The organism is Rhodococcus sp. IEGM 1330 (assembly GCF_033142445.1).
Lineage (GTDB): Bacteria > Actinomycetota > Actinomycetes > Mycobacteriales > Mycobacteriaceae > Rhodococcoides.
The window spans coordinates 598,270-612,213 of the sequence record NZ_JAWLSB010000001.1 but is presented as its reverse complement, the minus strand read 5'-3'; the positions used below and the strand labels follow the sequence as shown (position 1 = coordinate 612,213).

13 protein-coding genes and 1 tRNA gene are annotated in these 13,944 nt (G+C 64.6%); 8 read left to right on the top strand and 6 right to left on the bottom strand.

Annotated elements, in window-relative coordinates; translation table 11 throughout:
* The first annotated feature begins 21 nt into the window (after positions 1-21).
* The gene (locus R4P57_RS02735) at positions 22-1,302 is read left to right on the top strand and encodes an RNA polymerase sigma factor (RefSeq protein ID WP_317801363.1); all 1,281 of its coding nucleotides are present in this window, start codon (positions 22-24) and stop codon (positions 1,300-1,302) included.
* Here the strand turns inward: R4P57_RS02735 and R4P57_RS02730 are convergent.
* Positions 1,275-1,820, bottom strand: coding sequence for a GNAT family N-acetyltransferase (locus R4P57_RS02730; protein WP_317801362.1), 546 nt, complete (start codon positions 1,818-1,820; stop codon positions 1,275-1,277). The genes R4P57_RS02735 and R4P57_RS02730 overlap by 28 nt on opposite strands.
* A 51-nt stretch (positions 1,821-1,871) precedes the next feature.
* Between R4P57_RS02730 and R4P57_RS02725 the strand changes: the two genes are divergently transcribed.
* Complete coding sequence (locus R4P57_RS02725) at positions 1,872-2,081, top strand: hypothetical protein (protein ID WP_317801361.1); 210 nt, start codon at positions 1,872-1,874, stop codon at positions 2,079-2,081.
* A gap of 52 nt (positions 2,082-2,133) precedes the next feature.
* Positions 2,134-2,694 (top strand): hypothetical protein, encoded by a 561-nt coding sequence (locus tag R4P57_RS02720; RefSeq protein ID WP_317801360.1) that lies wholly within the window; start codon positions 2,134-2,136, stop codon positions 2,692-2,694.
* A 28-nt stretch (positions 2,695-2,722) separates the two neighbouring features.
* Here R4P57_RS02720 and R4P57_RS02715 read toward each other — a convergent pair whose 3' ends face one another.
* Both R4P57_RS02715 and R4P57_RS02710 read right to left on the bottom strand, forming a co-directional pair.
* Positions 2,723-3,238 carry a putative immunity protein gene (locus tag R4P57_RS02715; RefSeq protein ID WP_317801359.1) on the bottom strand — a complete coding sequence of 172 codons (516 nt, stop codon included), beginning with the start codon at positions 3,236-3,238 and terminating at the stop codon, positions 2,723-2,725.
* Between the two features lie 111 nt (positions 3,239-3,349).
* Positions 3,350-3,426 (bottom strand) — tRNA-Met (locus tag R4P57_RS02710).
* Between the two features lie 502 nt (positions 3,427-3,928).
* Here R4P57_RS02710 and R4P57_RS02705 point away from each other — a divergent pair.
* Positions 3,929-4,486, top strand: a complete 558-nt coding sequence (locus tag R4P57_RS02705) for a transglycosylase family protein (RefSeq protein WP_317801358.1) — start codon at positions 3,929-3,931, stop codon at positions 4,484-4,486.
* Positions 4,487-4,616: 130 nt separating this feature from the next.
* Here R4P57_RS02705 and R4P57_RS02700 read toward each other — a convergent pair whose 3' ends face one another.
* Positions 4,617-7,601 carry a UPF0182 family protein gene (locus R4P57_RS02700; protein ID WP_317801357.1) on the bottom strand — a complete coding sequence of 995 codons (2,985 nt, stop codon included), beginning with the start codon at positions 7,599-7,601 and terminating at the stop codon, positions 4,617-4,619.
* Between the two features lie 276 nt (positions 7,602-7,877).
* Between R4P57_RS02700 and R4P57_RS02695 the strand changes: the two genes are divergently transcribed.
* The gene (locus R4P57_RS02695; protein WP_094614493.1) at positions 7,878-8,456 is read left to right on the top strand and encodes a PPA1309 family protein; all 579 of its coding nucleotides are present in this window, start codon (positions 7,878-7,880) and stop codon (positions 8,454-8,456) included.
* Between the two features lie 13 nt (positions 8,457-8,469).
* Here R4P57_RS02695 and R4P57_RS02690 read toward each other — a convergent pair whose 3' ends face one another.
* Positions 8,470-9,495, bottom strand: a complete 1,026-nt coding sequence (locus R4P57_RS02690; RefSeq protein WP_317801356.1) for a PDZ domain-containing protein — start codon at positions 9,493-9,495, stop codon at positions 8,470-8,472.
* A 146-nt stretch (positions 9,496-9,641) separates the two neighbouring features.
* Here R4P57_RS02690 and R4P57_RS02685 point away from each other — a divergent pair, with 146 nt between their 5' ends.
* The 3 genes from R4P57_RS02685 to R4P57_RS02675 all read left to right on the top strand — a co-directional run bounded on the left by R4P57_RS02685 (position 9,642) and on the right by R4P57_RS02675 (position 13,459).
* Positions 9,642-11,039: a zinc-dependent metalloprotease gene (locus R4P57_RS02685; protein WP_317801355.1), complete on the top strand. Its 1,398-nt coding sequence runs from the start codon at positions 9,642-9,644 to the stop codon at positions 11,037-11,039.
* A gap of 123 nt (positions 11,040-11,162) precedes the next feature.
* Positions 11,163-12,056: a hypothetical protein gene (locus R4P57_RS02680; RefSeq protein WP_317801354.1), complete on the top strand. Its 894-nt coding sequence runs from the start codon at positions 11,163-11,165 to the stop codon at positions 12,054-12,056.
* 92 nt (positions 12,057-12,148) lie between these two features.
* On the top strand, positions 12,149-13,459 hold the full coding sequence (locus tag R4P57_RS02675) for an ABC1 kinase family protein (protein WP_317801353.1): 1,311 nt from the start codon (positions 12,149-12,151) through the stop codon (positions 13,457-13,459).
* 34 nt (positions 13,460-13,493) lie between these two features.
* On the opposite strand, the gene R4P57_RS02670 is transcribed toward R4P57_RS02675, so the two are convergent.
* Positions 13,494-13,814, bottom strand: a complete 321-nt coding sequence (locus R4P57_RS02670; RefSeq protein ID WP_037189857.1) for a WhiB family transcriptional regulator — start codon at positions 13,812-13,814, stop codon at positions 13,494-13,496.
* Positions 13,815-13,944: the final 130 nt, after the last annotated feature.

Here is a 13,944-nt window from a genome sequence, read left to right as displayed (position 1 = left end):
TCCGACACGCAGGATTCCTCGGTGAGCGAGTCCGATGTCCATCGATCGCTCGAATCGGTCTTCCGTGCCGAGCGCTCGGTGTTGCTCGCCTCGCTGGTGCAGCGGTATCGCGACCTCGACCTCGCAGAGGAAGTGACCTCGGACGCCATCGAATCGGCCCTGAAACACTGGCCGGTCGATGGCGTCCCGGCCAGGCCTGGTGCCTGGTTGCTCACCACTGCCCGCCGGAAGGCGGTCGATCGCCTGCGCCGCGACCAGAGTCTGTCCGCGAAAGTCGGAGTGCTGCAGGCAGATACAGATCGCAGCGAACCGAACCGCCTGAATTCGCTCGACGAAAGTCTGCCTGACGACCGACTGCAGTTGTTCTTCACCTGCGCGCATCCGGCCCTCGCCGCCGGTGACCGGCTCGCACTGACTCTTCGATGCCTGGCCGGTCTCACCACCGGCGAGGTGGCCCGGGCGCTGCTCATCCCGCCGGCCACGGCAGCGCAGCGAATAGTGCGAGCCAAGAACAAGATTCGGGTCGCACAGATACCGTTCCGCCTCCCGGGCCCGGACGAGTTGGCAGGCAGGGTGCCGATGGTGCTCGAGGTGGTCTATTCGATCTTCACCGAGGGCTATTCTGCGACATCGGGTGATCACGTCGGACGAATCGATCTCACCGACGAGGCACTCGGGATGGGCCGACTCCTGCGCGCCGCATTGCCTGAGGAGTCAGAGGTGACCGGTCTACTGGCGCTGATGTTGCTCGTCGACGCCCGACGCGACGCTCGAATCGGACCGGACGGTGAGATCGTCTTGTTGGCCGACCAAGACCGTCGACTCTGGAATGCCGAGTTCATCGCCGAGGGTAAGGAGCTCGTGGTCGAGGCCCTCGGCGGCGGCCAGGGCGGCCCTTACGCCGCGCAGGCTGCCATCGCTGCACTGCACGACGAATCACCGGACGCCGACAGCACGGACTGGCCTCAGATCGTTGCCCTGTACGACGTGCTCATGACACGGACACCGAGCGCGATCGTCGCGCTGAACCGGGCCGTTGCACTGGCGATGCGCGACGGCGCCGCACCCGGTCTTCGAGAGCTGGACCGGCTTGCCGACGAAGCGTCGTTGCGCCGCTATCATCCATATCCCATGGCGAGAGCCGATCTACTGCAACGACTCGGCAGGTTCGAGGAGGCGGCAGTCGAGTATCGACGAGCGTTGGATTTCGCCCGAACCGCACCGGAGAAGCGCTTGCTCCGACGTCGGCTCGCGGAGGTGAGCACCTGCCGCGGTCAGGCCGACATAATCACGTCCACCTGACCTGCCGTCAACGAGCGGTCTGCGTAGACGAGGCGAACTGCGTCGGCGTCGGGATTACCGACGTCGGGTCCACGGGTGATCAACTCCAGGCCTGCGCGTTCGGCCACCCGGGCCGACGCGACGTTGTGTTCGAGCAGGTATGCCACGATCGGTAATTCGGGCTCGGTTCGGTGCGCGCACTGGACTGCGATCTCGCACATCTCCGCGGCATACCCGTTGCCCTGCGCGTCGGGATGGAGGCGATAGCCGAGATTCCAGAAGGCGTCCTGCCGCTTCGAGCACCCGCCGTAGCCACTGATCGTGCGGCTGCCGCGCTCACGAATGATCCACGTGGCCAATCCATCGCGCCGCCACTGCTCCGCCCAGCCGTGCAACATTCGTTCGGTCGCGCTGGGATCGGTGTGTCGCAGGCTCGGAAAGTGGGCCCACGACTGCGGGTCGCTGCAGATCGCGTACAGCGCATCGAGATCGGTGGCGACCGGCCCGTCGAGATCGAGACGCGAGGTTCGTGTTCGCACACCGTGGATCCTAGGGGGAAGAAGTCTGGTAGACCGGAGGTACACGATCGAGTGAAGGGTGTGACCGTCATGGCCGAGTGGGTCGAGAAGATCGAACAGAATGCGAAAGGCCTCATCGCCGAGGCGGAGCAGGAACTGACGGCGCTCGAGGGTGTGGACACTGTCGACCTCACGGCCGATGACACCGACGACGCAACCGACGACGACGACACCACCGAAACGGTGACCAGCGAGCAGGCACGGGAACAAGTCTCGGACTGACACTTCGATGTCCACTCGACACACCTGGTCCACGACAGCCCACGATTGGTCGGTGGACGTCGATCGAGACCATCTCTCTCAGATCCGTGCCCACCCCGCGGAGTACGCACCCGGCGGGGTCCTACACCTGATTCTCGAAGTCCTCGCGTACGCGGTGGACGAAGCCGAACATCAGGGCGGCGGTCACGCGACAGTGACGTTGGCCTCGGGTGGTGCGATCGAGGTGTCCGATACCGGTCGGGGCACGGACACCAGATTCGACGGCGGCGTAGAGGTGCGCAAGCCGGTCGTCAGCACGAAGGACGTCCGATTTTTCGACGAGTCACAGCCCGTCCTGTTGGGCGACGGCTATGCCCGCCGCGGGATGTCGACGGTCTCTGCACTGTCCGAGATGCTCGAACACACCAACCGCAGGGTGGACGGTTCGTGGACCGGGCGATACGAACACGGAATTCCGGTCACCGAACTGACGTCGATTGCACCGACGGGCACTACCGGCACCACCATTCGCTTTCGACCGGACGCGTCACTGATTCCCGAGTCCGTACTGAATCCCGATGACGTCGCCGCTGCGATCGTGTCCACGTCGTCGTTGACTGTGACCGTGAGGTAGACGTTCGGCGGCGCGGTCGTTCGACGGGTCAATCGTCGAAAACGAACCAGCAGATGCTGTTCCTTCTCTTCTGGTCATCCAACACCAACTCCCGCATGCCGGCCGGTAGTCGGTCCCGCTGCCACCGGAGTTCTTCTCTCCCCGCGACTGTCTCCGCGCCGGCAGCTGCGGCGGCCCGGACCGCCTTGATGGCGTACGCAGCAGCTCCCAGTTCGTGTTCGGGTACGTGTGCCACACACGCAGCCTGGCCGGCCGCATATGCGGCGCAACGTGCGGCACCGCTCAGCGGCCGTGCCGCACCCATGCTGTGGCCGCCGAGGGCGCGGGTTGCCATCATTGCGAGGTCGCCGCGCACCCACGCGCGGGTGGCCTCGATCGCCTCTCGCGGTCGGCAATCGGCGGGTTCGACCTTCTCGAACAAGTGGAGAACGTGTTCCGCACACTCGGCCGCCCAGAGCGCGAGACTCCGATGGTCGTCGTCGGACAGAAGTCCGCCGCGATGCACAGTGATGAGGCGAGGGTCTCTGACGGCGGGGAGAATCATTCGAGTCGGTCCTTCCGGCGGTATCGCGTACGCCCGTCGTCCGAGCAGCCGTTCATGCACACATAAGAGCACAAAAAAAGACCCAGGACATATGTCCTGGGTCTTCTTCAGTGGTAGCGGGGACAGGATTTGAACCTGCGACCTCTGGGTTATGAGCCCAGCGAGCTACCGAGCTGCTCCACCCCGCGTTGCAATTACGAAGTTACTCCCGTGTGTACAGCCAATGCAAATCACGTGACTTCTCCGCGCTCTCGCGCACCCGAACGAATGCGCTGCGACGCGTCGCAGCGCGCGTTTATCACGTCCGAGGCGGTTCAAAATAGTGCTCCGCGTCTCTTTTGGTGCGTGTTTCGAGTCACATAACGTTCGGGTTACAGAGTTGAAACAATACCGCCACAAGCTGGTCTGAGCTGGGAAAACACCTACCGTCGTCCCAACATGTGGACACCAACGATCCCATTCCGGCTCAGTGACGATGAGCAGATCCTCGACTACCTTCACGGACGGCCCTAAACCGCTGGGCCTGCACCACCCCGCCGCTTCCTTCGCTCTGCCCCGCGGGTGTGGTCCCCAATACGTACGGGGGCAGAGCCGCGACGATACGAAGTGCCTGGTCACCATCGCCATCCACACCGGCGAGGTGATTGCAGGCCAGTCGCGCCAGTCGAGCGCGGAGAGGATTCACCCCGCATGACCACACAGAACAATTTCGGTAAGCGCGCACTCGGATTGGCCGCCATCGCAGGCGCCGCCGTAGCAATCCCCCTCGGCGTCTCTGCCGGAACCGCCAACGCAGCCACGAACAACTGGGACGCGGTCGCACAGTGCGAGAGCGGTGGCAACTGGAGCATCAACACCGGAAACGGCTACTACGGTGGCCTGCAGTTCTCGCAGAGCACCTGGACGGCCAACGGTGGATCCGGGTCACCGGCCAACGCATCCAAGGCCGAGCAGATCCGCGTCGCGGAGAACACCCTGCAGACCCAGGGACCGGGCGCATGGCCCGTGTGCGGTCAGCAGCTGACCACCGGCACCTCCACCCCCGAGCCCGAGGCAGCTCCCGCACCGGCACCGCAGCCGGCTCCCGCACCGGCACCGGCCGTGGCTCCCGAGGCCGCAGCGGCCACGCAGGCTGCACAGGGCGCGTTCGACGCCGCATCCAAGCTGGCCGACCAGTACGGCCTGAGCACGCAGTTCCAGCATCTCGTTGCTGCCAACGCCCCGGTGCTCTCGCCGATCGGACGCTGATCAACTCGCACTGTCGTCTGTACAGCAGTGCCGCGCTCGGCGTGACCGAGTAGCACACGACGAAAGAGCCGCCTTACCGTTTCGGTGAGGCGGCTCTTTCGCTCATGTCAGCAGGCCGTGGCCTTACGGATCAATTGCCGGCACTGTTGTACGTGTCGACGGCGACCTGCAGGTTCTCGAGCGCAGTGCCCAGTTCCGACAGATTTCCGCTTTGCTGCGCGGTTCGTACGGCTGCGAGCGCGGAGTTCAATCCGGTGACCGCCGCGTCCCGCGTGGCCGAGCCTCCGGTGGCGGGGGCCGGATTCGGAGAAGCCGGAGTCGCTACCTCGGCCCCTGAGGTGTCTCCCGATTCGGCCGGTTGTGGATTCTCGGGAGCTCCACCCGGAGCAGTGGCCGCCGAGCCTGTTCCCGCTCCGAACACCTGATCGAGAGCCTCGGACAATCTAGGGGCGTACCCGACGCGGACACCACCCTCTGCCCCCGGCTCGCGGTAGCTCACCAGAACCTTCGTCAACTGCGGGAACGTCGAGGTCGATGCGTTCTTCCGAGAGGTGTACAACGGTTCCACATACAGGATTCCGCCGTTGGCGATCGGAAGCGTCAGCAAGTTGCCGTACTGCAGCTCGTTCGACTGCTCGAGCAGCGTTCGGTCCGATGCCACCCGCGCATCGGAGGTCATCGAGTTCTGTGCCTGCTGCGGACCCTGGGTCTGAGTCTGAGTCGGCAATTGCAGCACCGTGAACTTGCCGTAGTTGTCGGGATCCGATCGCACGGAAATGTACGCAGCCAGCAATTCACGGTTGAACCCGACCATGGCGCTGGTGAGCCGGAATGACGGCTCTCCGGTGTCGGGATCGCCGACGAGGACGTAATACGGGGGCTGATTCAAGTCACTTCCAGCACCGCTGTTGCTGGTCGGGTCGCTCGGCACGGACCAGAACGCGTTGTTGGTGAAGAACTCGTTGGGGTTGTCCACGTGGTACTTCGCCAGCATTTCTCGCTGAACCTTGAACAGGTCCTCGGGGTACCGGAAGTGCGAGCGGAGCTCGTCCGTGATCTCGGACTCAGGCTGAACCGAACCCGGAAACACGCCCATCCATGCCTTCAACACAGGATCGGTGTCATCGACCTGGTACAGCGTCACGGTGCCGTCGTACGCGTCGACCGTCGCTTTGACGGAGTTTCGGATGTACGACACCTCGTCGCGAGGAAGCGGCCGACCTGTCGTCGACTCCACGCTGTCCACTGTCAGACCGTCCAGCGACGCCCGCTGCGCGTAGGGGTAGTCCTTCAGCGTTGTGTAGCCGTCGACGATCCAGACGATCTTGCCGTCCACAACCGCCGGGTACGAATCGGTATCGGTGGTCAACCACGGCGCTACCTTCTGCACTCGGTCGCGAGGATCGCGATCGAACAGAATCTTCGAGTCACCGCCGATAGCTCCGGAGAAGAGAATGTTTCGCTCTGCGTACTTCGCAGCGAAAGCCAAGCGATTGAACCAGTTGCCCACCGAGACGCCACCGGTACCGGTGTAGGTGTAATTGGATTCGTCGGTGTCGTACTCGCGGTCCCCGGCACCCGAGGCACCCACGATCGCGTAGTCCGGATCCGCTTCGGCGATGACCTCGCCGTAGTAGATACGTGGCTGATCGACCGGGATGACCTGGTTCGAACCCTGGGACGCGATGTCGCTGACCGTGTAGATCGGGTAGCCACTGTTACTGTTCGCGCCCTCGGCGGTCGGATCCTGCACGGCTGCGTTCACCCTGTTGGCAGGTGCTGCAACGAAGCCGTTCCCGTGTGTGTACACGGTGTGCCGGTTGATCCAGTCTGTCTGGTTGCCGGTCAAGGACTGCGGTGAGAGCTCACGAGCCGCGACGATGTAGTCCTGCAACTGCCCGTCGATCTCGTACCGGTCTATGTCGAGTGTGTCGGGGAAACCGAAGAAGTTCTTCAGCTGCTGCTGTTGGGTGAACGTGCGGGACAGCACGTTCGGGTCCAGCAGACGAGTATTGGCGATGGTGGTCAGGTCCGCCTCGCTCTCGCGCGGATTCTGCGAACTCTCACCCGAGTAGTCCTGATACTCGACGACGTCATCGCCGATTCCGTACGCATCCCGCGTCGCCGTGATGTTCCGCTGAATGTAGGTGCTCTCCTTTTCGGCGGCGTTCGGGCGCACCGAGAACTGTTCCATCACCAACGGCCAGACGGCACCGATCAAGACGGAAGACAGCACCAGCAGTGCCGTGGCCAACGCCGGAATTCGCAGATCACGCAAGAAGATCGCTGCGAAGAAGGCAACAGCGCAGATCACAGCGATCGCGAGCAGGATCAGTTTGGCCGGCAACACCGCGTTGATGTCGGTGAAGCTGGCACCGGAGAACGTGGGTTCCTTGCGACTGCTGGACAGCAGCGTGTAACGGTCCAACCAGTACGCGACGGCCTTGAGCAGGATGAAGCTGCCGGCCAGGACCGCGAGCTGGATCCGCGCTGCCCGTGTGAGCGCACCCTCGCGCCCGGCGAGCCGGATCCCACCGAACACGTACTGCGTCACCAGATTCGCGAAGAAGGCAACCAAGATGGCAACGAAAAGCCAGTTGAGAATGAATCGGTAGAACGGCAGATCGAACGAGTAGAACCCGACGTCCAGACCGAACTGCGGGTCGGTCTGACCGAAGTCTCCGCCGTGCAGGAACAGCTGCACCGTCACCCAGTTGGTCTGGGCGATCATGCCGGACAGGAACCCGAACACCACCGGAATTCCGATGCCGAACAGACGCAACCGGCTCATCACCGTGGTGCGGTATCGCGCGATCGGATCGTTGGGACCGGCCACCGGAACGAACACCGGACGATTGCGGTACGCCAGCAGCAATGCGGCGAACACGATGAGTCCGACGACCAGAGCGACGACGAGGAAGATCACCAACCGCGTCAGCAGAGTCGTGGTGTACACGCCTCTGAAGTCGACCTCGCCGAACCACAGCCAGTTCGTGTACACGTCGATCAAACGGGGACCGATGAGTAGCAAACCTGCTGCTACCAAGGCCAGTACGAGCAAGATCCGGCTTCGCCGCGACAACGACGGCATACCGGTGGGGGGCCTCATGCCCACGAGCCACACTCCAACTTCGGGCGACGCCGACGGCGCCGCAGATGACTTAGGCGGTGCACTTTCCGTGCACCGCATGTCCGTTTCGCCCTACTGTACGTACGTTGATCCTACGGCTGCGACGCCCGTGCTGCGGCCACTGTCGACCGCAGGTCAGGAGCGTCGGCATCCGTCGAACCATCCGGATGCGAGGATAGTGCGGTGACCAACGACAGCAACGGACTGCCCGGCCGAGACAATTTCGGAAGCGAGTTCGACCCCGAGTCGGGTGGGCAGGACGTGGCCGAGGCTCTGGCTCGATGTGCCCGCGAGGTGGCGGATTTCGTCGATGCAGGCGGGTGGCACCAGGCCCCGCAGATGTTCGCGTTGGTGCCCACCGCAGCGCTCGCCGCGGCCGAGCCCGGACTCCTCGACGATCTTGCCGACGGCGCTGCTCTGACTCCGATCCAGCAGCACTCGCTCCCCGAGGACATCACCGGCGGCTCCCCCGCCCTGGACGAGTTCCTGGCCACCTCCACGTGGCCGGAAGGTGTCGTCGGATGCGCGCTGGTCCAAGAGATCGTCGTACTTCCCCCCGCCGCCGAATCGACCCTCGACGATGCCTTGATGCCGTTACTCGCCGATCCCGATGCGGCCGACGAGGCCGCGCGCTCGGCCGCCGAGAACCATCCCGAGAAACGCGATGCCCGGTTGATCGTCGCGGTCCTCAAGGACGGTCCGTCCTTGACTCTGCTGCAGTTGCACCCGGACGAGGACGCCGATCCCTTCGCGCCCATCGACCTTCGCATCGCGGAGGACCTGGCCCCCAACGTCGTGCACGGCCTCTACGCAACGTTCGACGTCGTCGACGACGACTAGCGGCAGGGCTGGGTCAGCTGCAGGACGGCGCGTCGCCGCCGGAGCCGATCGCCTGCAGCGCGTCGACGGCGTTGTCCAACGATTCGACACGCACCAATCTGAGGCCGTCGGGGACGTTCTGTTGCGCCTCACCGCAATTGGCGTCCGGGACCAGGAACGTGGTGGCTCCGGCTTCGCGGGCGGCGATCAGCTTGTACGGTATGCCGCCGATGGGGCCCACCGTGCCTTCGGCGTCGATGGTTCCCGTCCCCGCGACGAACTCTCCGTTGCTCAGCTCACCGGGACTGAGCTTGTCGACCAAGGCCAGACTGAACATCAGTCCGGCCGACGGTCCGCCGACATCGGCGAGGTTGAACTTCACCTCGAACGGCGCATCGGGCTGCTCCTCGGGTGTGACGCCGAGGTATCCCTTCGTATCGTCGTCGGGCCGGGCTCCGAGTACCACCGAACCCGTCTGTGTGATGCCGTCCCGGACGTACTCGATATCGACGGAATCACCCGGCGCCCGGGAGCTGACCACCTCACGAACCGCGGACGCCGTGGCCACGGGGGTGCCTCCGACCGAGACGAGCGTGTCCCCCACGTTCAGCACGCCGACAGCCGGTCCATTGTCGGCCACGCTGGCCACCGCGAGCAACACCGGAAGATCCAGATGATGCAGCGCGGCGAGTTCGGCGCTGGACTCCGACTCCTCGAAGTCCGCCTGATTGCCTTCCTGCACTTCTTCCTTCGACTTGTCCGGCGGATAGACCTCCTCGCGCGGAACGAGTCCTTGCCTGCCGCTGGCCCAGAAGCCGAGGGCCTCGAACAGATTGAGCTGATCGCGCACGGCCACGGTCGTCATGTTCAAGTGGCCCGTGGTCGGGTCGACCTCGGTTCCGTCGATCTGCACCACGGGCACCCCGTCGACGTCACCGAGAGTGTTGTACGTCGGGCCGGGGCCGAGAGCGGCAAACGGCACGGTGACGACCGAGCCGGTGACGCCCAGCACCACCACAGGTACCAGCGCAGCGACGAGAGTGGCGATCCTTCGGTTCACTCCGTAGACACTAGATCCGAATACGGTCGACGGTGCAGACCGCCCCTACCGAGTGCGTCCGCGCCGACTTCTCACGGCCCGGACTGTTCGCCGTCAGCGTGACGATCCACCACTCTCTCCGTTCGTCGGGCTTGTACCGTTGAGTCATGAGTAATTTTGGTTTCGGTGCCTCCGACGACGACCCGGACAAGAAGAAGGATCCGGACGGCTCGGGCAACCCTGCCGGTTTCGGCTTCGGCGGCGAGGGCTTCGACCCCGCACAGCTGGGCCAGATGCTCACCCAGTTCGGCCAGATGCTCAGCGGAATGGGAGCTGCAGGCGCGACCGGGTCGGGACCGGTGAACTACGACCTGGCCAAGCAGCTGGCACGCCAGCAGATGGGCGATTTCAGCCCGGTGTCGGCAGGCGAACGAGAGGCCATCACCGACGCCGCGCACCTGGCCGAGCTCTGGCTGGACGGGGCGACGACGCTGCCGGCCGGTGCCACGAAGACCGTTGCGTGGACACCGGTCGACTGGCTCGACAACACGATCGACACCTGGAAGCGCCTGTGCGACCCCGTCGCCGAGCAGATTTCCGGCATGTGGACATCCGGCCTGCCCGCCGAGGCCCAGCAGATGGCCGGGCCGATGATGGGCATGCTGACGCAGATGGGCGGGATGGCGTTCGGCTCGCAGCTCGGCCAAGCTCTCGGCCAGCTGTCCAAGGAGGTTCTGACGTCCACCGATATCGGCCTGCCCCTCGGACCGTCGGGAACGGCGGCGTTGCTGCCGTCGGCCATCGCGTCGTTCAGTGAGGGACTCGAACAGCCCGATCGTGAAGTATTGGTGTTCCTCGCCGCTCGTGAAGCCGCCCACCAGCGGCTGTACAGCCACATTCCGTGGTTGCGGCAGCGGGTTCTGGCCACCGTCGAGGAATACGCGCGCGGCATCAGGATGGACTTCTCGGCCATCGAGGAGGCCGCCGCAGGACTCGACCCGTCCGCGCTGACCGATCCGTCGAAGATCGAGGCGATCCTGCAGCAGGGTGCCTTCGAGCCACAGACGACGCCGGAGCAGAAGCACGCACTCGAGCGTCTCGAGACGCTGCTCGCCCTGGTCGAGGGATGGGTCGAGACGGTGGTTGCGGCCGCTCTGGGTGACCGCCTGCCCGGTGCCGTCGCGCTCGGCGAAACGATCCGGCGCCGCCGGGCATCGGGAGGCCCTGCCGAACAGACCTTCGCGACGCTGGTCGGCCTCGAACTGCGACCCCGCAAGGTCCGCGAAGCAGCCGATCTGTGGCGTCAGCTCCTCGCCGCAGCCGACATCGAGGGACGTGACGGTGTGTGGGCACACCCCGATCTGCTGCCCGACTCGTCGGACCTGGACAACCCCGCGGCGTTCATCGACCGGGTCGTCGGCGGTGGATCATCGAATTTCGACGACCCGATCGCGCAGCTCGAAGCGATGGAGGCCAAGGAGGCCAAGGAGCGCGCCGAGGCTGCCGAGGAAAACGACGACAAGGGCACCGACGGTGACCCCGAGAAGGGTTCATCCACAACCTGACCCGACCGGTTTCGCACCACTTCGATCGAGCTCGTCGAACGCCTGCTCGGAGGCACTTCCACCCTGTGGATAACGTGCCCTGAGCGGGCGTTCTTCGCTGTCGGCGCTGTCAGAGTGTGTTCCATGATCACACCGACCGTTCGACTCGATCCTGCGGTGGCAATTCTGCCGCGTCGAGACGGCACCGTTCAGTTGGGCTGGAATCCCGAGACCAGCGTCGTCGTCACTCCACCTCCCGGTGCCGAGCCGGGCTCGATACTCGAAATCCTCCGACTCCTCGCCGCGGGCCACTCCAGACCTCACATCGTCTGTCACGCAATGACATTGGGACTGTCCGCCAATCGGACATCGGCGATGCTGGGCGAATTGGAGGATTCCGGGTTGCTGATGCACGGCACGAGCGAACCGGTGGTGCCCGACGCCTCGCTGCGGGCCTCGCAGGCCGGACCGGGGGCGGTGAAGACCGTCCACCTGGTGGGGCGGGGTCCGATCTCGGACGCGTTGGCCTCCGGTCTGAGTCGAACAGGTGTCGCAGTGAGCCGGACCAGTCTGACTCCGACGCGCTACCCGCACTCGGCGGTGAGGTCGTGGAACTACGACGTCGTGGTACTGGCCGACGATCTGGTTGCCGAACCTCGACTGGTGACCGATCTGGTGCGTCTGCGCATCCCACATCTGCAGGTGCGGCTACGAGACGGGAAAGGCATCGTCGGGCCTTTCGTGTTGCCCGGGCGGACGAGTTGCCTGCGCTGCGCAGATCTGACGCGCTGCGACTTCGAGCCGGAGTGGCCGCATCTGTCCGCCCAACTGCTCGGCACGGTCGGCCAAGCCAGCAGCGCGACAGTGTTGGCCACGGCAGCGTTCGCGTTCGCTCAGTTGGAGAACCTCATCGGCCGTTCCGACGCCGCGCTTCCCGAGACCGCCGACTGCACCATGGAACTGGACTTCGCAGCAAGCGGAACAACCGTGCACAAACGCCTGTGGTCCAAGCATCCGCACTGCGATTGCTGGCATTGACGAACCGCACCGAAAGCGAGTTGACCTCGACCGATAAGGGTCGGCGCGGGGCGGTCCGAGCAATTGTCGGAAGGTTCAGCCATGATGGAGCTGTGTCTGACATACCGCGCCGTGGATCGACTCGCACTGCAAAACTGGCCAGCATTCCCCTCGGAATGGCCGGTCGTGCTGCCGTAGGGTTCGGCAAGAAGCTCGCCGGCGGCAACCGCGACGAAATCGATGCGGATATGGCCGCCAAAGCAGCAGAACAGCTCTTCTCCGTTCTCGGGGAACTCAAGGGCGGTGCCATGAAGCTCGGGCAGATGCTCTCGGTGATGGAAGCGGCCGTTCCGGAGGAGTATTCGGAGCCGTACCGCGAGGCACTGACCAAGCTGCAGGCGCAGGGCCCGCCCATGCCCGCGAAGACCGTGCATCGGGTGTTGGACCAGCAACTCGGAACTGCGTGGCGGTCACGTTTTCTCGATTTCGACGACACTGCGATCGCCTCGGCGAGCATTGGACAGGTGCACCGCGCAACCTGGTCGGACGGACGCGATGTCGCGGTCAAGATCCAGTACCCCGGCGCAGACGACGCATTGCGCTCCGATCTCAAGACGCTGTCGCGGTTCGCGAACCTGTTCAGCACGGTGCTCGCGGGCACGGACGTCAAGCCGGTGCTCGAAGAATTGACGGCCCGTACCGAGGACGAGCTCGACTACCGCATCGAGGCGGCGAATCAACGTGCCTTCAGCAAGGAATTTGCGGGCGATCCCCAGTTCGCCATTCCCAAGATCGTCGCCAGCGCACCCAAAGTCGTTGTCAGCGAATGGATGACGGGTCGGCCGCTGGCCGATGTGATCGCGAACGGAACGGCCGAGGAACGTAATCAGGCGGGCGAACTGCTGGCGTTGTTCGCATTCGTGTCACCGGCGCGGGCGAAGTTGCTGCACGCCGATCCTCATCCGGGCAACTTCATGATGCTCGACGACGGACGCATGGGCGTCATCGATTTCGGTGCGTGCGCTCCGATGCCCGATGGCCTCCCTCCGGTTCTCGGCAGAATGGTCTCGCTCGCGCGTGACGAGAAGTTCGACGAGCTCGTGGTGTTGTTCACGGAGAGCGGCTTCGTGGTGCCGGGCCGAACGGTGACAGAGAAGGAGATCGAGGATTACCTGCGTCCCTTCACCGACCCGATCCACACCGAATCGTTCCACTTCACCAGGGCCTGGCTGCAGAAAGCCGCGGGCACCGCTGCAGATTTCAACAGTGCGCAGTTCCGCACCGTTCGCGCGTTGAACATGCCTGCCGAGTACGTGATGATCTTCCGAGTGCTCGGCGGACTGGTCGGAATCTGCGCGCAGCTGGACGCCTACGCGCCGTACATGGCCATCCTCACCGAGTGGCTGCCCGGCTTCACCGACTGATTCGTTCGGCGAAACCGGGCACCGGTCTCGGACGTCATGCTGCGTTCTTCCGCGGCCGTCCTCGGGGACGCTTGCGGGCGATGACGACACCCTGCTCGAGGATCTCGCCGCCCCACACGCCCCACGGCTCGGCTCGGTCGAGGGCCGCGCTCAGGCAGGTGCGCCGGATGGGGCATTCGGCGCACAGCGCCTTGGCCTGCTCGAGTTCGGCAGGGGTGTCGGCGAACCACATGTCGGGGTTCGCCGCTCGGCATGGCACCGACAGTGCCAGCTCGACCGATTCGGTCGAATACTGTGCAGCGTAGGCACTCTCGGACTCTGGTCGGCATGTCGTCCGGATCGTGGCGGTTGACACGTCGGTCTCCTCTACTTTTCGTGCGGCGTCGTTATCGGTTCGAGGGGTGATGCGAACCTGTCGGCCTCACGCTCGGACAGAGGAACTACCTGAACGAGAAAGGCCACGGTCCGCGAGTGCGGGTCCGTGG